This is a genomic window from Herbaspirillum sp. meg3 (assembly GCF_002257565.1).
In the GTDB taxonomy this organism is placed as follows: Bacteria; Pseudomonadota; Gammaproteobacteria; order Burkholderiales; family Burkholderiaceae_D; genus Herbaspirillum.
Genome location: NZ_CP022736.1, coordinates 5192823 through 5211631, shown reverse-complemented (window position 1 = coordinate 5211631; position 18809 = coordinate 5192823). Strand labels below are relative to the sequence as shown.

Below are 18809 nucleotides of genomic sequence, written 5' to 3'. Positions count from 1 at the left end.
CCGCGGCGCAGACTCTTTCAATAACCGGCGACATGCCTGCTAACCACCGACGCAATCAGTTGGTCGGGCGACGTGCGCGAACTCGATTGATGCCATCTTTAAGTTGTATTTTTCTTGGGGGAAAGTCGGAAGTATTGGTAGGAATAAAGCCGAATGCTTCGTATTTATATTCAATCAATCGAGTATAATTTTCGCGCTTTCCCATAAGAAATATAAGAAAATTTTCTGGCGGTCATCTCACCCGATCGCCTTCTTTCCCGCATTCTTATTATTACGGAGCACGCCGTGCCAGGTTCTGCCATGCATACTGAAGGGTCATCGTCACCAAAGACGTCATCGTCGATACCGGTGCGGGAGCAGAACAGGGGGCCGCGCGGCCCGATATCGGGGCCACCGTTACCGCCGGGCCCGCTGGTCGGATTTGCCGTCGCCATCCTCGCCGTGATCCTGATTGCCGTGTTTTCCTATCGCTCGCTGCAAACACGCGAAAGTACGGCTGCACTGGTGTCGCATACGATAGAAGTCCGGGAGCAGTTGCAATTGGTGGTGTCGGCGCTGAAAGATGCGGAGACCGGACAGCGTGGCTATCTGCTGACCAACACCGAAAGCTATCTGACGCCTTACCTCAATGCCCGCGCTTCCTTGCCCGGCGAGCTGATTAAACTACGCGGCCTGGTCAGCGATAGTCCGGAACAATTGCAGCGTCTGGATGCAGTGACCTCGCTGGTCAAGATCAAGATGGACGAGCTGGCGGAAAGCATCGAACTGCGCCGCAACCAAGGTAGCGAAGCGGCGCTGGCAGTAGTACGGACCGATCGCGGCAAATTGGCGATGGATCGTCTGCGTACGCTGGTCGATCGAATGGAAACCCACGAGCGCGATCTGCTTAGCGACCGCCAGGTCGAATGGCGTACCGCCGTCAGTTTGTCCAACACCATTACCTGGGGCGGTTCGGCCTTGTTGCTGGTGCTCATCGCCATTGCAGCGGTGATGACCTCGCGTGATTACCGCGCGCGGGAATTGCAGGTCTGGATGCGCGCCGGCCAGATTGGCCTGAGCGAGCGTCTGCAAGGCGAACAAAGGCTGGATGTGCTGGGCGCCAACGCGCTGGCCTTTCTGGCGGACTATCTCAACGCCCAGGTTGGCGCCATCTATATTCAGGAAGCGGGCGGCGCATTTCAGCGTTTCGGTGGTTATGCGCTGGCAGCCGACAACCCGCACAGCCGGGTGCAGCCCGGCGACGGTTTGCTGGGTCAGGCGGCCAAGCTGAATCAATCCCTGCACGTGCGCGATGTCCCCGGCGGCTATTTGCCGGTGTCATCCAGCCTTGGCGTCTCCAAGCCGCTGGAGTTGCTCATTGTCCCGGCCAGCGTCGACGGTGGCGTGCAGGCAGTGGTGGAACTGGGCTTCTTCCGCACCTTGCACACTAATGAAGTAAATTTCCTGTCCACCATCGCCGACATGATTGCGGTCTCCGTGCGCTCTTCCAAGGATCGCACCCGTCTGGAAGAACTGCTGGAAGAAACCCAGCGCCAGTCAGAAGAATTGCAGACCCAGGAAGAAGAACTACGGGTCAACAACGAAGAGCTGGAAGAGCAAAGCAATGCGCTCAAGGCCTCGCAGGTTCGCTTGGAAACGCAACAGGCCGAGCTGGAAGAAACCAATGCCCAGCTCGAAGAACAGGCGCAGCAGCTGGAAGCGCAAAAAGACGATCTGTCCAAGGCGCAGGACATATTGCAGCAGAAAGCCAGTGAGCTGGAGCGGTCAAACCAGTACAAGAGCGAGTTCCTCGCCAACATGAGCCACGAGTTGCGCACGCCGCTCAACTCGACATTGATCCTGGCCAAACTGCTGGCCGACAACAAGGACGGCAACCTGACCGGCGAGCAGGTGCGTTTTGCCCAGACCATTTCATCGGCAGGCAACGATTTGCTGGCGCTGATCAATGACATTCTCGATCTGTCCAAGATGGAAGCGGGCAAGATCGATATCCTGCCCGAACCGGTCGCGCTGACCAAGCTGGCTGATGACATGCAGGCCAGCTTCAAGCCGACCGCGCAGCAAAAGAGCCTGGCCTTCCGCACCATCATCGAAGCCGGCGCACCCGCGCATATCGAGACCGATATCCAGCGCATCGGCCAGATCCTGAAGAACCTGCTGTCCAACGCGCTCAAGTTCACCGACAAGGGTGAAGTGACGCTGACCATTTATCCCGTCGCCGCAGGCAAGGTGGCGTTCTCGGTGCGCGACACCGGTATCGGCATTGCGCAGGATCAGCAACATTTCATCTTCGAAGCCTTCCGTCAGGCCGACGGCAGCACGCATCGCAAATATGGCGGCACCGGACTGGGCCTGTCGATTTCTCGCGATCTGGCACGTTTGCTGGGCGGCGATATTCAAGTGCAGAGCAATCCCGGCGAGGGCAGCATCTTTACCCTGATCCTGCCGGCCGTGTATTCCGCGGACGCGGTCCAGACGCGTCCGGGAGCGTTGGATGCGCCGGAGTTGCCGAAGGTGCAGTCAGGCTTGCAACCTTCTCTGCAATCCTCTCTGCAGCAGTCCGGTCTGCCGAATCTTAAGACGATACAAAAAACCGCACCGGTGTCTTTGCCGACTGCGCTTGTCGATACCTCAGCGCGCAGCATCAGCATATCGTCGCAGCCGGGCGCTGTCGACGATGACCGTAACCGGCTCGACAACACCGCACGCCGTATCCTCGTGATCGAAGACGACGTGGCGTTTTCGCTGATCCTGCGCGACCTCGCACACGAGATGGGTTATCAGTGCATCGTCGTGCATTCGGCCAATGAAGGTGTCGCTGCCGCAAGCCAGTATCATCCCAACGCCATCGTGCTTGATATGAACCTGCCGGATTTCTCCGGACTCGGCGTGCTCGACCAGATCAAGCGCAACCCGGTGACGCGGCATATTCCGGTGCACGTCGTCTCGGTCGCCGACTATTCACAGGAAGCGCTGGAGCGCGGCGCCGTCGGCTATGCCCTCAAGCCGGTACAACGCAAGGAGTTGGTCGAGGCCTTCAAGAAGCTGGAAGCCAAATTCTCACAAAGCATGCATCATGTGCTGGTGGTCGAAGACGATGCGCGTCAGCGTGAAAGCATTCGCCAGTTGCTGGGCAGTCAGGACATCAATATCGTTGGTGTCGAAAACGCCGCCGACGCATTGGCGCAATTGCAGGTGACCACCTTCGATTGCATGGTCATGGACCTGAACCTGCCCGATCTCAGCGGCTATGAGCTGCTGGAAAAAATGGCGAAGCAGGACGATGTTTCCTTTCCACCGGTGATCGTGTATACCGGCCGCTCGCTGACGACGGAAGAAGAGCAGCAACTGCGCCGCTTCTCGCGCTCCATCATCATCAAGGATGCGCGTTCGCCGGAACGCCTGCTCGACGAAGTGACCTTGTTCCTGCATCAGGTTGAAACCACCCTCCCGATGGAAAGCCAGCGCTTGCTCAAGGTGGCGCGCGACCGCGAGACCGTGTTCGAAGGCCGCCGCATCCTTGTGGTGGAAGACGACGTGCGCAACATCTTTGCGCTGTCGAGCGTGCTCGAACCCAAAGGAATGAAGATCGACATCGCCCGTAACGGCATCGAAGCACTGGCCGCGCTGGAGCGCAGCCGGACAAGCTCCGGTACGGCTATCGACCTCGTGCTGATGGACATCATGATGCCGGAAATGGATGGCATGACCGCCATGCGCGAGATCCGCAAGCGATCCGAGTGGAAGAAACTGCCGATCATCGCCTTGACCGCCAAGGCCATGAAGGACGATCAGGAAAAATGCCTGGCCGCCGGCGCCAACGACTACATCGCCAAGCCGCTCGACGTTGAAAAACTGCTGTCACTGGTACGTGTATGGATGCCCAAGTAAACACCGGTACGCGTTCGCCCAACAAGCATTTCGACATCGAGATGCAGTTGTTGCTCGACGCTATCTATCTCAAGTATCACTGCGATTTTCGCGGCTATGCCGGCGCGTCGCTGAAGCGCCGTCTGGTGACGGCGATGAACCGTTTCGGTTGCGAGACGCTGTCGCAGTTGCAGGACAAGGTGCTGCATGAACCGGAGGTATTTCCGGCGCTGATGGATTACCTGACGGTGCAGGTCAGCGAGATGTTCCGCGACCCGGCCTATTTTCTGTCGCTGCGCGAGAAGGTGATTCCCCTGCTGCGCACCTATCCTTCATTGAAGATCTGGGTAGCCGGTTGCAGCGCCGGAGAGGAAGTGTATTCCCTCGCGATCCTGCTGCGCGAAGAAGGGTTGCTGGAACGTACCCTCATCTATGCCACCGACATCAACCCGACTGCGCTGAAGAAAGCCGAGTCAGGCGTCTACAGCCTGGATCGCATCGCCGGCTTCACCAGCAACCATCAAAAGAGCGGCGCCAGGACCTCACTGTCGGACTACTACACCACCGGCTACGGCCGTGCCGTGTTCGACAAGACGCTGCGCCAGCACATCGTCTTCTCAGACCACAGTCTGGCGACCGACAGCGTGTTTGCGGAGATGCATCTGGTGTCCTGCCGCAATGTGCTGATCTATTTCAACCGCCAGTTGCAGGAGCGTGCGTTGGGCTTGTTTCGCGAATCGCTGTGCCGCAAGGGCTTTCTCGGACTTGGCTCCAAGGAGTCGCTGCGCTTTTCCAGCCATGCCGATGCCTTCGACGAGGTCGTGCGTGAAGATCGCATTTTTCAGAAAAAGAATCTTGCATGAACGATCCCGCTCATCTTGATAGCCGTATCGGCAATATCGGCGCCATCGTCATCGGTGCGTCTGCCGGTGGCGTAGAAGCCTTGTCGACGCTGTTGCCGGCGTTGCCGCAAAATGCCGTTGCCGCCACCTTTGTGGTGCTGCATTTGCCGCGTGAGCGTCCCAGCCTGCTGGTCGATATCTTTGCGCCCAAATGTGCCCAGCCGGTGCGCGAAGCGCTGGACAAAGAGCCGGTTGAGGCCGGCACGATTTATTTCGCGCCGCCGGACTATCATTTGCTGATCGACACTGGCCCGCAGCTGGCGTTATCGGCGGACGAGCCGGTCAATTTTTCGCGACCCGCGATCGACGTGCTGTTCGAATCCGCTGCTGACCAATACGGGGAGCGTTTGCTTGGCATCATTCTCACCGGCGCCAACCATGACGGCGCGGCCGGATTGCAGGCCGTGCGCAAGGCGGGCGGCATGGCTATCGTGCAGCAGCCCGACGACGCGCAATCGCCGTATATGCCGGAAGTCGCTTTGCAGCAGGGCCCCGTCGATGCCGTGCTGACGGTGCAGCAGATCGCAGCGTTGTTACGCGCCCTAGCCCGCACTTCAGCCACGACATCCGCTTCAACTGCAGGCTACAGTCCATCCCGCACTTTCTCCGGCGGAGAAAAACAATGAATAAAACAGAGGAAGAAAACATGTTGCCCCGCGTGAAATTTCTGCTTGTCGACGATCTCGACGAAAACCTGCTGGCGCTATCGGCCTTGCTCAGACGCGACGACGTCGAGTTGTTGCAGGCGCGCTCCGGCTTCGAAGCGCTGGAATATCTTCTCGTACACGATGTTGCGCTGGCGTTCATCGACGTGCAGATGCCCGACATGGACGGTTTCGAGTTGGCAGAACTGATTCGCGGCAGCGAGCGTACACGCCATGTGCCGCTGATCTTTGTCACGGCCGGTGTACGCGACGAGCGCCGTTTGTTCAAAGGCTATGAAAGCGGCGCGGTGGACTTTCTGTACAAGCCGATCGAACCGCACATTCTGCGCAACAAGGCGGAGGTCTTCTTCCAGCTGTATCGCCAGAAGCAGCAGCTCGCGCTGGAGCTGCGCGAACGTACCGAGACCTTGCGTCTCAATGAAATGTTCGTCGCCATCCTCGGTCACGATCTGCGCAATCCGCTTGGCGCCATCCTGACCGCAGCGACCTTGCTGCAACGTTCGCTGAAAGAAGAAGTCAATCAGAAGGCCACCACGCAGATCGTCAACAGCGGCAAGCGCATGGGGCGCATGATCGATGACATGCTCGACCTGGCGCGTGCGCGTCTGGCCGGCGGTATCGCGCTGGTGCGCAATGCCACCCGTTTCGACGAAGTCGTGCAACGCGTGGTGCAGGAATACCAGGCCGGCTTTCCGCATGCCCGTATTGACGTTCAGGCTGACGGCGATGCTGCCGGCGAATGGGATGCCGACCGTCTGGCGCAAGTCGTCGCCAACCTGATCGGCAACGCTGCACGCCACGGCGACGCGATCGAGCCGGTGCGCGTACGCATCGACGGCACGCGAAGTGACGCTGTGGTATTTACCGTTGCCAATGCCGGTGCGATCCCGGCAGAGATTCTGCCGGACATCTTCAATCCTTTTCGCGGCGGCCGCCGTCGCGAAGGGCACGGCGAAGGTCTCGGTCTCGGCCTGTACATCGTGGAACAGATCGTCACCGCGCATCGCGGTGACATCAGCGTACAGTCGGCCGACATGCACACCGTGTTTACCGTGACGCTTCCGCGCAGCGTTGCCGAGGGTGGCAACGCGGTCTACGGCAACTGGCCGGAAACGGGCAGCGATTCGTACAACAGTGGCTGGCAGTCGCTGAACTAGAACGGTTTTATGATGGGAATCTCATGACCTCCCTCAATGAAACTATTCTCCGCCGCCAAAAGCCGCCGCAAATCATTGTCACGAATAACAAGACAAATCGTCGCATTGGCCAGTATTTATTTCCACCAGTGATCCCGTTAGAGTGAAGCGACACTCACATCAGGATCACCATGACCGCTTCCTCCAACAGTTCCGAAGGCCACGGCCTGCCTCTGCATCATCTGGTGCGCCGCCCGGCTGCCGGCGCTATTGCCGGAGAGGGCGGCAGTGCTTGCCTGTTGTTGCTGCATGGCGTCGGCTCGAACGAAACCAATCTCGCCGGCTTTGCACAAGCCCAGGATCCGCGCCTGACCGTGATCCTGCCACGCGGGCCGCTGGCCTTCGGACCGAATCAGCATGGCTGGTTCAACGTTAATTTCACGGCGACCGGGCCGGTGATCGATCCAGCGCAGGCGGAAGCCTCGCGCAATGTGCTGGTGTCGTTCATCGAGGGTTTGCCTGCCGCGTATGGCATCGCACCCGGCAAAGTCTGGATCGCCGGCTTCAGCCAGGGTGGCATCATGAGTGCCGGCGTCGGCCTGACTCGGCCGGACAAGGCGGCGGGCTTCGGTATCCTGAGCGGACGTATCCTGCCCGAGATCGCCCCGCTGACCGCCGGCGACGATGCATTGAGAAAGAGCAGCGCCTATGTCTCGCACGGCGTGCAGGACAACAAGCTGACGGTCGAGTACGCCCGCAATGCACGGCGGCTGCTCAACGAACATCAGATCCCGACGGTCTATCGCGAATATACCGCCGGGCATGAACTCAATGCCGAGATGCAGGGCGACTTCATCGCCTGGATGACGCAGCAGCTGGATGCGGCATCAGGCTATTGAAGACACCGTTTGCGATGTCGGCTACAGCACATCGCTGACGACGATTTTCTTGGCGTCGGCAGAGGCCTCGAAAGTGAACTCCTCGACATTGCCGCCGAACACATTGCGCACGATGCTTTCAATATCGACCACCTGCACCATCTGCCCCGGGTTCGCGGTACGGATGATGTTGCAGACATAGCTGGCGCGGTTGCCGAACATCGGCAGCGGCGGGTCGATCTGTGCCGCGCCGAATTCCATGACGTTGTGCAGATCGTCGACCAGCAGTCCGAGTGTATGGCGGCCGTGGCGCACGACGACGATTTCGCTGGCGGCTTCCAGCTTCGGCGCGCCGGGATGCAGCAGTTGCCGCATGTCGATCACCGGCACGAAGGACGAGACGCTGCTGCTGTTGTCCTGATAATTCAGTACGCCGGCGATGACCGGCTTCAAGGTTGATGCGGTCAGCATGCGTTCGACTTCCAGCGATTCGACCACGCTTGAGGCGGGCATCGCAAAGACGTCGCCGTCGATCAGGATGGTGGCGTATTCGCGCGCGCTGCCGCTGTGTGGTGCGACTTCCAGTCTGGCCGCATCGGTTTGTCTGGCTGCTGCCGCGTCATCCTGCGCGCCGATCGGTACGAACACCATGGCGATGACGTCGTTGGAGTAGTTGTCCGTGTTCTTGAATTCGCGATAGCCGAATGAGGCGGTGTGGCCAGCCACCATGTAGTGCCCGTTGTGGACGCGGATGGCGGCGGAGCTGATGCCGTTGCCGGTTGTCATGACGTCGCCGTCCAGGCGCAGCATGCTGCCGGGCGGATAGTCGGCATGTGTGGAAGAGATGACGCGGCCATTGCGGTCGGTGTAGACCGCGAAGCTCTGGTCTTGCTCGGGCAGCGACGCCGACAGCATGTTGCGGAATTCCGGTTCGGCGTCGAACACGATGCCAATACCGCCGACTGCCTGTCCGGCGTGGTCCGGATGAAAAATCGCTGCGCAGTACACGTAGGTCGGGCGGTCGCCGTACAGCCAGGTCGGCTCGAACGGCGAGACGCAGTAAGCCTGGCTGTCGGCCAGTTGCAGCGTCTTGCGCACCAGAGAGTCGTCCATACTGCGGCCGGCCATGTCGGGGCCGTCACCGCGAGGATCGGACGCCGCAATGATGGCGCCGTCGGCGTCGAATACCACCAGTCTGGCGTAAGCGGTATAGAGCGCGTTGATTGACTCCAGGATCTGCGCGATGCGCGCACGATCCTGTTCGCCGCGCCGGCGGTCCGCAGTGATGCGGCGGATGTCTGGCGTCAGCGCCCACCAGCGGCAGTCGTTGGCGCGTTCGTACAAGTTGCGATCCATGATGTCGATCATCAGGCGCGAGATGAACTGCATGTCTTGTAGACTGGACGAGACCACGGTGGCGTACAAGTCCTGGATCGAATCCTTGAAAATGCTGTTGGTCTCGTCGCCGGTCTGGCTGATTTCTTGCAGGATCGCCTTGAGACGCAGCAGGTCGCGGTCTTCGCCGGCGGACATGATCTTGCCGTTCCACACCACGCGCCGCAGCGAATGATTGATCGACTCGGCCATGATGGTGACGTCATGCAGCGGCGGACAAAACGATTTGGCATGCGACATCACGCCGTTGAGCATGGCCGCGTCATAGCCGGAAAGCACATCCGTGTTCTGCTGGCGGAAAGCGGTTTCGCACGGGATCATCACGTGGCCGTACCAGCCGGGACCGCCGTAGCCCTGGTAGTCGCGCGCTGCGCAGGTGCGGGCCAGGTATTCGCGGCCGGCATAGACCACGATCTGGTAGTCGCCTTCGAGCGCCAGCGGCACCGTGCGGCCGGCGGGGATGTGCTCGGCGTCGCTGCTGGCGATGACGCAGCCGGCGTCGTCGAGCATGAGCATCACTGAGCGGTCGGCGGCTTTGCGCAGGCCGCTGAAGACATCCTTCATTTCCACTGCAATCGGAAAGCACAGGCACAGCACGCCGATGGCGTCATCGCTGTTCGGGTCGACGATCTTGTGCGAATAGATCAGTGCGCGCTCGCCGCTGTCGCGCAAGTCGGAGTGCGCGAAGGTTTCGACGTAGCGGCCCGACTTCAGCGTCTGCGCTACCAGTGGATCGAAAGAACGCGTCACCTCATTATTGCCGTCAAGGTTGGCCAGCACCCGGCCTTCGGTATCGAGGATCAGGATTTCGTCATAGACGGTGTACTTGTCGCGATAGGCGCGCAGCCGTGTCACCATGTCGTCGACGTCATGCTGATCGCGCTGGCGGTTGAGGATGAACGCGCGGATGGCGTCGTCCATCGCCAGGAAACCGACATCGGCGGTGCGTTCGAACAGGTTGCGCACCACGATGTCGATGACGACCTGGGCTTTGAAGTCGATTTCCTGAACCGACTTGGCGATGTTTTGCCGGACCAGATTGGCGATGAGGCGCTGTTCCAGGTTATTGAAGCCTTCGCGTGTGACCTTCATGGTCGGCAGGATGCTTTTGGCTTCCACCGGGCAGACCATTTTTGCGGTGGACTCGATCAGGCGCCAGGCGAAGTTGAGTTCGCGCAGGGAGCGCTCGCACAATGCCACGTCAGGCATGTAGCGCAGGAACTCTGCGGTCGGTACTATCTGTTCCATAAGACCTCAAAATTGGTTTGCATAGGGCAATGCCATTGCCGACAGCCGTCGCAGTGTGCGCCGGCGGTATCCATGTCTCCCGCAATCTTCCTGTCCGGCAGAACCCGTTCCCTTGCTGCGTTTTTATGAGGTCTTTTTTCTTGCCTGCCACAATTATTGTGGCAGAAAAATTATGTTCCACTTAACCGCCTGTCTCACTTTATCAATAAAATTTGGCGTTTTCCGGACGCGACGGCGGCTGGGACGTCATGGCGATGTTGACGAAAAGATATCGCCGCCGTGTGATGCGGATCGCCGGAAATGCTGTGGCGTCATGCCGTAAGCGCGCCGGAAAGCGCGGCAGAAGTCCGAGGCGCTGTTGAAGCCGGCGCCGTAGGCGATGTCGGCAATCGTGCATTCGGGCAGGTCGATCATGTCGGCAGCGGCTTCCCGCAAGCGGCAATTGCGGATGTATTCCACCAGGCCGCCCTCGGTTTCGAACAAACGATACAAGGTGGGGCGCGACAGCCGGAACGCCGCCTGTATGGAAGCCGGCGTCAGCCTATCCTGATCAAGCCGGTCTTTGATGTACTTGCGGATGTCGGCCAGCAGCGCATTGCGCCTGATCGCGCGCGCAGAGGAAGACGGCCCCGTGACGATAGCTTGCATTTTTATTATTCCCGTACGGCATCATGAATGAGTGAGACTCTATTGCTGCCGTCAGCGCTTGTCTGTAGCACAAACGTGTTACATGCGCCGCAGGGCGCCCGGCGTACAATGGCCGTCCCATGCCATCCATTTCCGACATTCCCGCGCTGCCCGCCATCCACGTCGCCATCGTCGAGGACGACCCTGGCTTTCGCGATGCGCTGAGCAAGGCCGTGCAGGCTTCGCCGGACATGCAACTGGCAAGCATGGCCGGCACCCGCGCGGAAGGACTTGCCATGCTGCAGGGGCCGCCGGCGGATGTGCTGTTGGTGGACCTGGGTTTGCCGGACGGTTCCGGCATTGATGTCATCGTGGCGGCGGTGGCGCAATGGCCGAGCTGCAACATCATGGTCAGTACCACCTTCGGCGATGAGACCCACGTCATGCGCTCGATCGAAGCGGGCGCCGCCGGCTATCTGCTCAAAGACAGCTCACCGGCAAAAATGATCGATGAAATCCGTAGTCTCGCCAGTGGCGGCAGCCCGATCAGTCCCATCATTGCGCGTCAGGTGCTGGCCCGGTTTCGCGGCGCGGCGGCAACGACTGCACCGGCAGCCCCTGCGCCCGGTACGGCAAGCGCGGATCAGGTCGCGATCCTGTCGGTGCGTGAAAAGGAAGTGCTGGATTACATTACCCGGGGTTTCACGGCGCAGGAGATCGCCAAGCTGATGCAGCTGTCGCCGTTCACCGTGCGCACCTTCGTGCGCCGCATCTATAGCAAGCTCAAGGTCACCTCGAAGACGGAAGCCATCTATGAAGCCAGGACGCTCGGACTGCTGCCCGACTGAGTCGCGCCCGGACGGGATTCCGGTTCTTCTCAACGAGATGGATGACAGTCCATCGTGCTCCGCATGAAAATATTCTCTTCCCGCCTGTTCGCCAATGCACTCTTCACCGTTTCCGTGCTGCTGCTGGTCGCCGTCGGCGCCTGGTATGTGCAGGGCGACGGCGAGGCGGCTTCTGCCAGCCTCCATCTGACCCAGGCCGACTGGCAGGACGCGGACGGCCATGGCTTTTCCGCACCAGTACCGGTGATGAACAGTCACGATCTGCCGTCGCGGTGGCAACATGCCTCACTGCCTTCGGCTTTGCCGCTCGCGCCATCGCTGCTGCCATCGCCCGAAAGCGCCGCTGCCGGTGAGAAGGCGGTTCGCACGACCTGGATAAAAGTGCCGGTCACCGGCGCGCTGCCGGCCGGCCCGTTGGTGTTGTACGGCATTCGCATCAAGACCGACGGCACCGTGGCCGCGTATGCCAACGGGCGACTGGCTTATCGCACGCAGCAGCGCGGTCAGTTGTGGAACAGCCTGTTCACGCCGCTGTGGTTTACGCTCGATGAGCATGACGGCGCCGGGCCGCTGAAGGAAATCCTGATCCGCGTGGAGCATGCACCCGAGACGCCGGTGGGGCTGTCGTCGCTGTGGGTGGGAACGGCGGAAGCATTGCGCGGACGCTATTACCTGCGCCAGTGGCTGCAACGCGAATTGCCGGCCACGCTCAGTGCAGCCTTCATGGTGGTGGGGATTTTTGCCTTGTTTGTCTGGTTCCGGCGCCGCCACGAGATGCGCTATCTGCTGTTCTTCAACCTCGCGGCGGTCTCCTTCGTTGGTCATCTGCACTATTACGTGAGCCTGCCCATCGTGACGGATTGGTTTGCGTGGCTGACGTCGAATGCCTTGCTATGGCTGCTGACGGTGGTTCATCTGTTTCTGCGGCAATTGCATGGACGCCCGCTGACCTGGCTGACGTGGACCCTGGTCGGCGTCACGCTGGCGGCGAGTGTGCTGTCGATACCGGCGCTGGGGATCTTGCCGGTGTATCCAAGCACTTCATTGCTGGTGCCCTTCATGTATGCGGTCACCGTTCTCATGGGGGTGCTGGTGTGCACGATGGGCGCAAAGGCGTCGTGGCGTCGCTCGCGCGAAGGCATGCTGCTGACCATCGGCGTTGGTGTCGCGGTGTTGCTCGGCATGTCCGACTGGCTGCTGCACAATAACGTCGTCAATCCGGAGGGCTGGTTCCTCGGCGCATACACCAATGCCGTCACCTTCGCGATGTTCGGCGGGCTGATGTACCGACGTTACATCGATGCCATCACTGAGGTGGAGCAGATCAACGCCAGCCTGGCTCAGCGTCTGCAGGCGCGCGAAGCGGAACTTGAGATCAGCCACCGGCTTCTGCGCGAAGCGGCGCTGCGGCAAACCATCAGTGAAGAACGTCAGCGTCTGATGCAGGACATGCACGACGGTCTCGGTTCGTCGCTCATCAGCGCCATCCGTTCGGTGGAGCACGGCGGCGTCAGCGACGCCAAGGTGTCGCAAATCCTCAAGGATTGCCTCGACGATCTCAAGCTCACCATCGATTCGATGGAACCGGTGGAAGCGGATTTGCTGCTGTTGCTGGCGACCTTGCGCTTCCGTCTCGAACCGCGATTCGAAGGCAGCAACATCACGCTGGTGTGGGACGTGCAGGAGCTGCCGACGCTGGCCTGGCTGGAACCATCCAGTGCCTTGCACATCCTGCGCATCGTGCAGGAAAGCATTGCCAACATCTTGCGCCACACCCGCGCCGACCGGATTCGCGTCAGCACTGCGCGCGACGAAGACGGCGGCGGCGTATCGGTCACCATCGAAGACAACGGTCAGGGTTTCGATATCGGCAAAGCGCTGGACAGCGCGGCAGGACGCGGCTTGCACAACCAGCAGCGGCGCGCCAAAGCGGTTGACGGCCGAGTGAGCTGGTCATCGGATGCAGGTGGTACGCGCTTCACGTTATGGCTGCCGCTTATGCGCAAGATCGCGGCAGTTTAGTCCGGCATACGAAGCAGACTACAACTGCACCGACTTCAGATCTTCCAGAAACGCCGCAACGATGGGTTCGTTCGCATTGGCGCGGTTGGTCACCACGCTGATACCGACTTCGTACGACAGCTCGGTGCGGTTGAGCGCTTTCATGGCGCCGCGGGCGACGTGCTCGCGGCCCATTTCTTCCGGCAGGTAGCCGAGGTGCTGGCCTGACAGGATCAGGATCGACATCGCTTCCATGTTGCCGGTCATGGCCATGATGTTGCGGCGGTGGATCGGCACATGGCCGGGCGGCACCGGATAGTCGCGCCAGGCCCAGGCATAGCCGGCGGCTTCTTCCGGTTCGATTTCTTCTTCCTTGTAAAACAGCGGATGCGGCGGGGCGCAGTAGGCGACCTGGCGCTCCAGCATCAACTGCGTGTATTGCAGCGCTGTCACGCGTCGCCAGAAATAGCCGATCGCCACCTGGATGCTGCCGTTGATCAGCATCTCTTCCAGTTCGCTCGGCGTGCGCACCACGATGTCCAGTCGCACCGCCTCATCGCGCTGGCGAAAGCGGCGGATGACTTCGGACAGGCGCGTGTTCTGATGCGTGGGTGTGTGGCCGATCAGACCGATGCTGAGCCGCCCGACCAGTTTCTTGTCGAGGTTGCGCGCTTCCATGCCAAATTCGGTCAGCGCTTCGATCATGCGGCGCGCCGAGTCGGCAAATTTTTCGCCTTTTGCGGTCAGGCGAAAACCGGCGCGGCCGCGTTCGCACAGGCGATAGCCGAGCCGTGTTTCCAGTGCGCTCAGTTGCGCGCTGATGGTGGACTGGCCGACATTGAGTTTGGATTGCGCAGCCGACACGCCGTGGGCATCGACTACCGTCAGGAACACCCGGATCAGTCGGATATCCAGATCGAATACGTTGTTGAGCATGGTGCACGTTCCGGCAGGGGAAAGGTCTCAGTCTATACATCGATCCGGATCGATGCAAACGTCGCGAGATACGCATATTTGTTTCCAAACTCCGTCGCTACAATGGGAAAAACCACTTCCATTTACAAGGACGCGTATCGATGGAACATGCACTGTATCAGCCCATGGGCGGCAATGTGATGCCCCGTTTTGGGGGGATTGCCACCATGATGCGGCTGCCGTATATCGAAAATCCGGCCGGTCTCGACGTCGGATTCGTCGGCGTGCCGCTGGATATCGGCACCTCCAACCGCTCCGGCACGCGCTTCGGTCCGCGCCAGATCCGCACTGAATCGGTGCTGCTGCGTCCTTACAACATGGCCACGCGCGCCGCGCCTTTCGATTCGCTCAAGGTCGCCGACATCGGTGACGTTGCGCTCAACCCATACAGCCTGCTCGACTCGGTGCGCATGATCGAGGAAGCCTACGACCGCATCTACGCCACCGGTTGCAAAACCATCAGCATGGGCGGCGACCACACCATGACGCTGCCCATCCTGCGCTCCATCCATAAGCAGTACGGCAAGGTCGGCCTGATCCACGTCGATGCGCATGCCGACGTCAACGACACCATGAACGGCGAAAAGATTGCTCACGGCACACCATTCCGCCGCGCGTTTGAGGAAGGCCTGCTGGATCCGCAGCGTGTGGTGCAGATCGGCCTGCGCGGCACCGGCTATCACGCCGACGATTTCGACTGGTGCCGCGCCCAGGGCTTTCGGGTAGTGCAGGCCGAGGAATGCTGGAACAAGTCGCTCGCGCCGCTGATGGCGGAAGTGCGCGCGCAGATGGGTGACGGCCCGGTCTACCTGACGTTTGATATCGACGGCCTTGATCCGGCGTTTGCACCCGGCACCGGTACACCGGAGATCGGCGGCCTGACCGTGCAGCAAGGCATGGAGATCATCCGTGGCGCCAAAGGCCTGAATATTGCTTCCGCCGATATCGTCGAAGTGTCGCCGCCGTATGACCAGGCCGGCACGACGGCGTTGGTGGCGGCCAATCTGGCGTATGAAATGTTGTGTGTGTTTCCCGGTGTGAAGTACCGCGCTTAGTACGCTTAGTGCGCTGTGCCGGTTCAGTCTTGTTAAAACGAAATCGAAGGATGGCATTCCATGAGTGAAACCCGGTTGTGGGGCGCGCGTTTCCGCTCCGCCCCTGACGAAGCCCTGATGAACCTGTCGCGTGGCGGCACGGCGCATTTCCGGCTGACGCATTTCGACATCGTGTCGTCGCAGGCGCACGCACGCGAATTGCTGCGCGCCAAGCTGCTGACCGAGGAGGAATGCAATGCCATCGTCGGCAAGCTCGGCGAACTTGGCGCCGCCTTCGCGCGCGGTGAGATCACGCCGTCGCCTGCCGACGAAGACGTGCACACCTTCATGGAACGCATCCTCGTGGCCGCCCTCGGCGACACCGGCGCCAAGCTGCGCGCAGGACGGTCGCGCAATGATCAGGCTGCCAACAATCTGAAGCTTTATCTGCGCGCCGAGAGCCGCGCCATCGGCGACCTGCTGCTCGACTTGCAGGATGCGTTGATGGGACAAGCCGGCCAGCATCTGCAAACGCTGGCGCCGGGCTTCACGCATTTGCAGGCAGCGCAGCCTATCGTGTTTGCGCATCAGTTGCTGGCACATGCCCAGACCTTCAGCCGTGACATGTCGCGCTTCATGGACTGGGATCGCCGCAGCGCGCGCTCGCCGCTGGGCGCGGCCGCCATGGCCGGTTCGGCGATCGCCTTGCAGGCGGAGTTGTCGGCCGCCGATCTTGGTTACGACGCGCCGTGCGAAAACTCCATCGACGCCGTCGGCAGCCGCGACCATGTCGCCGAATTCCTGTTCGTTGCTTCCATGCTGGGCGTGCATCTGTCGCGTCTGTCGGAAGAAATCACCCTGTGGGCATCGCGCCAGTTTCAGTGGATAGCTCTGGACGACAGCTTTTCCACAGGCAGTTCGATCATGCCGCAGAAAAAAAATCCCGATATCGCCGAACTCACGCGCGGCCGCGCCGCACGCCTGATCGGCATGCTCACCACCATGCTGGTGGCACTGAAGGGTTTGCCGTTTTCCTATAACCGCGATCTGGCGGAAGACAAGTTCGCCGCCTTTGAAGCGGTCGACGTACTGCACAAGGTCTTGCCGGCGATGGCCGGCATGATCCGCACTATGCGCGTCAATACCGCGAAGCTGCGCCGCGATGCGACACAGGGTTTCACACTGGCGACCGAAGTGGCCGACTGGCTGGCGCGCCGTGGCGTACCTTTTTCCGCTGCGCATGAAATCACCGGCGCCATGGTCAAACTGTGCGAAGACAAGCAGGTCGAACTGCATGAGTTGAGCGACGCCGAGATGACGGCAATCAGTCCCTTTCTGTTGCCCGAAGTGCGCAGCGTGCTCACGCCCGAAGCGGCCGTCAACGCCCGCAGCGGCTACGGCGGTACCGCACCGGCGCAAGTTGCCGCGCAATTGCAGCGGCTGCAAAAGACCGTCGCCGGCCAGCGCGTGTGGTGCGGCAATGAAGCCGGGCCGACGGCTTCTTCCGGTTCGTTCAATGCGGGTGCGGCATGACTACGCCATCTTCCTCCCCATCGTCTTCTCCATTCGCCATCGATCATCTGAAGATCGTGCCGCGCCGTTTCTACGGACGCTGGTTGTCGGCGGCATTGATCCTGCTGGTGTTCGCCTTCATCATCAACGCTTTCGCGCATGGCCAGATCGAGTGGAAAATCGTCGCGCAGTTCATGACCGCCAAGGTCATCATGCACGGCTTGCTCAACACCATCCTCATGACGATCTATGCGATGACCATCGGCATCGTGCTGGGTGTGATCTTCGCCGTGATGGTGATGTCGCCCAATCCCATGCTCAAGGCCATCGCCGGTTTCTATATCTGGTTCTTCCGCGGTACGCCGCTGCTGCTGCAGATGCTGCTGTGGTTCAACCTGGCGCTGGTGTTTCCGATGATGGGCATCCCCGGCGTGTTTGAAGCGCGCACGGTGGATCTGATCACGCCCTTCATCGCCAGTTTGCTGGGCCTGGGCATCGGTCAGGGCGCCTATACCGCCGAAGTGGTGCGCGGCGGCATCCTGTCGGTCGACAACGGCCAGACCGAGGCCGCCAAAGCCATCGGCATGACGCGCCTGACCGCGCTGCGCCGGATCATCCTGCCGCAGTCGATGCGCGTGATCATTCCGCCCATCGGCAACGAAGTCATCAGCATGGTCAAGCTGACTTCGGTCGCCAGCGTGATCCAGTTTTCGGAAATCCTGCACAACGCCCAGACCATCTACTTCGCCAATGCGCGCGTGATCGAGCTGTTGATTGTGGCGACGATCTGGTATCTGGCGGTGGTGACGGTGTTTTCCATCGGCCAGCATTTTCTGGAAAAGGCGTTTGCGCGCAATCAACGCAAGGTGGTCAAGACAGTAAAACTGAAAGCGGCGCCGGTCACAATTATCGAAGGAGCGCAACCATGACCGCCGTCCTGCAAGCGCAAGCCGCCATGCCGATGGTGGTCGCGCACGATGTTCAGAAATACTACGGCAGCTACCATGCCCTCAAGGGCATTTCGATGGAAGTCGCCAGTGGCGAAGTGATGTGCATCGTCGGTCCGTCGGGTTCCGGCAAGAGCACTTTCCTGCGCTGTATCAATCAACTGGAACGAACCGACGGCGGCGCCATCTGGCTCGGCGGCGAACTCTGCGGCTATCGCCGCAAGGGCAACGAACTGCGCGAACTCAGTGACAGCGAGATTGCGCGTCAGCGGCTTGCCAGCGGCATGGTGTTTCAGCGTTTCAATCTGTTCGGTCACATGACCGCCTTGCAAAACATCATGGAGGGCCCGGTCGTGGTGCAGCAGCGCAAGCGCGCCGAGGTGCGCGACGAGGCCGAAGCTCTGCTCGAACGCGTCGGCCTGACCGGCAAGTCGGGCGCCTATCCGGGCGAATTGTCGGGCGGCCAGCAACAGCGCGTGGCGATTGCACGCGCGCTGGCGATGCGGCCCAAGCTGATGCTGTTCGACGAACCGACGTCGGCACTCGATCCGGAACTGGTCGGCGAAGTGCTGGGCGTGATGAAAGATCTCGCGCTGTCCGGCATGACCATGATCGTGGTCACGCACGAGCTTGGGTTTGCACGCGAGGTATCGGACCGCGTGGTCTTCATGGATCAGGGGCAGGTACTGGAATGTGGCACGCCGGCCGAAGTCCTGACCCATCCGCAGCATGCGCGCACCAAGGAATTTATCGCGGCGATTTTAAGCTGAT

Annotated in this window: 14 protein-coding genes; 11 read left to right on the top strand and 3 right to left on the bottom strand. The window is 60.6% G+C overall.

The window, feature by feature from the left end:
• The first annotated feature begins 300 nt into the window (after positions 1 to 300).
• The 5 genes from hmeg3_RS23490 (at position 301) to hmeg3_RS23470 (ending at position 7472) form a co-directional block, all read left to right on the top strand.
• A complete protein-coding gene (locus hmeg3_RS23490; protein ID WP_094565864.1) occupies positions 301 to 3891 on the top strand; it encodes a response regulator in 3591 nt (1196 codons plus the stop codon).
• On the top strand, positions 3876 to 4733 hold the full coding sequence (locus hmeg3_RS23485; RefSeq protein ID WP_094565863.1) for a protein-glutamate O-methyltransferase CheR: 858 nt from the start codon (positions 3876 to 3878) through the stop codon (positions 4731 to 4733). Before hmeg3_RS23490 ends, hmeg3_RS23485 begins: the two co-directional genes overlap by 16 nt.
• On the top strand, positions 4730 to 5398 hold the full coding sequence (locus hmeg3_RS23480) for a chemotaxis protein CheB (RefSeq protein WP_094565862.1): 669 nt from the start codon (positions 4730 to 4732) through the stop codon (positions 5396 to 5398). The genes hmeg3_RS23485 and hmeg3_RS23480 overlap by 4 nt, the downstream gene beginning before the upstream one ends.
• Positions 5395 to 6594, top strand: coding sequence for a hybrid sensor histidine kinase/response regulator (locus hmeg3_RS23475; protein WP_198361742.1), 1200 nt, complete (start codon positions 5395 to 5397; stop codon positions 6592 to 6594). The genes hmeg3_RS23480 and hmeg3_RS23475 overlap by 4 nt, the downstream gene beginning before the upstream one ends.
• A gap of 170 nt (positions 6595 to 6764) precedes the next feature.
• Positions 6765 to 7472, top strand: a complete 708-nt coding sequence (locus hmeg3_RS23470) for an alpha/beta hydrolase (RefSeq protein WP_094565861.1) — start codon at positions 6765 to 6767, stop codon at positions 7470 to 7472.
• Between the two features lie 21 nt (positions 7473 to 7493).
• On the opposite strand, the gene hmeg3_RS23465 is transcribed toward hmeg3_RS23470, so the two are convergent.
• Positions 7494 to 10094: a chemotaxis protein CheW gene (locus tag hmeg3_RS23465; RefSeq protein WP_232511786.1), complete on the bottom strand. Its 2601-nt coding sequence runs from the start codon at positions 10092 to 10094 to the stop codon at positions 7494 to 7496.
• Between the two features lie 246 nt (positions 10095 to 10340).
• On the bottom strand, positions 10341 to 10742 hold the full coding sequence (locus hmeg3_RS23460; protein ID WP_094565860.1) for a helix-turn-helix transcriptional regulator: 402 nt from the start codon (positions 10740 to 10742) through the stop codon (positions 10341 to 10343).
• A 119-nt stretch (positions 10743 to 10861) separates the two neighbouring features.
• Here hmeg3_RS23460 and hmeg3_RS23455 point away from each other — a divergent pair, with 119 nt between their 5' ends.
• Positions 10862 to 11569: a response regulator transcription factor gene (locus tag hmeg3_RS23455; RefSeq protein WP_094565859.1), complete on the top strand. Its 708-nt coding sequence runs from the start codon at positions 10862 to 10864 to the stop codon at positions 11567 to 11569.
• Between the two features lie 63 nt (positions 11570 to 11632).
• On the top strand, positions 11633 to 13591 hold the full coding sequence (locus hmeg3_RS23450; RefSeq protein ID WP_094565858.1) for an ATP-binding protein: 1959 nt from the start codon (positions 11633 to 11635) through the stop codon (positions 13589 to 13591).
• A gap of 18 nt (positions 13592 to 13609) precedes the next feature.
• On the opposite strand, the gene hmeg3_RS23445 is transcribed toward hmeg3_RS23450, so the two are convergent.
• Complete coding sequence (locus hmeg3_RS23445; RefSeq protein ID WP_050478315.1) at positions 13610 to 14506, bottom strand: LysR family transcriptional regulator; 897 nt, start codon at positions 14504 to 14506, stop codon at positions 13610 to 13612.
• 140 nt (positions 14507 to 14646) lie between these two features.
• Here hmeg3_RS23445 and speB point away from each other — a divergent pair, with 140 nt between their 5' ends.
• The 4 genes from speB to hmeg3_RS23425 are packed head-to-tail and all read left to right on the top strand — an operon-like array spanning position 14647 to position 18808.
• Positions 14647 to 15600, top strand: coding sequence for an agmatinase (gene speB / locus hmeg3_RS23440; protein ID WP_094565857.1), 954 nt, complete (start codon positions 14647 to 14649; stop codon positions 15598 to 15600).
• Between the two features lie 60 nt (positions 15601 to 15660).
• Positions 15661 to 17112, top strand: a complete 1452-nt coding sequence (argH, locus tag hmeg3_RS23435) for an argininosuccinate lyase (RefSeq protein ID WP_094565856.1) — start codon at positions 15661 to 15663, stop codon at positions 17110 to 17112.
• On the top strand, positions 17109 to 18020 hold the full coding sequence (locus tag hmeg3_RS23430; protein ID WP_094565855.1) for an amino acid ABC transporter permease: 912 nt from the start codon (positions 17109 to 17111) through the stop codon (positions 18018 to 18020). Before argH ends, hmeg3_RS23430 begins: the two co-directional genes overlap by 4 nt.
• Positions 18017 to 18808, top strand: a complete 792-nt coding sequence (locus hmeg3_RS23425; RefSeq protein ID WP_094565854.1) for an amino acid ABC transporter ATP-binding protein — start codon at positions 18017 to 18019, stop codon at positions 18806 to 18808. Before hmeg3_RS23430 ends, hmeg3_RS23425 begins: the two co-directional genes overlap by 4 nt.
• Position 18809 lies beyond the last annotated feature (1 nt).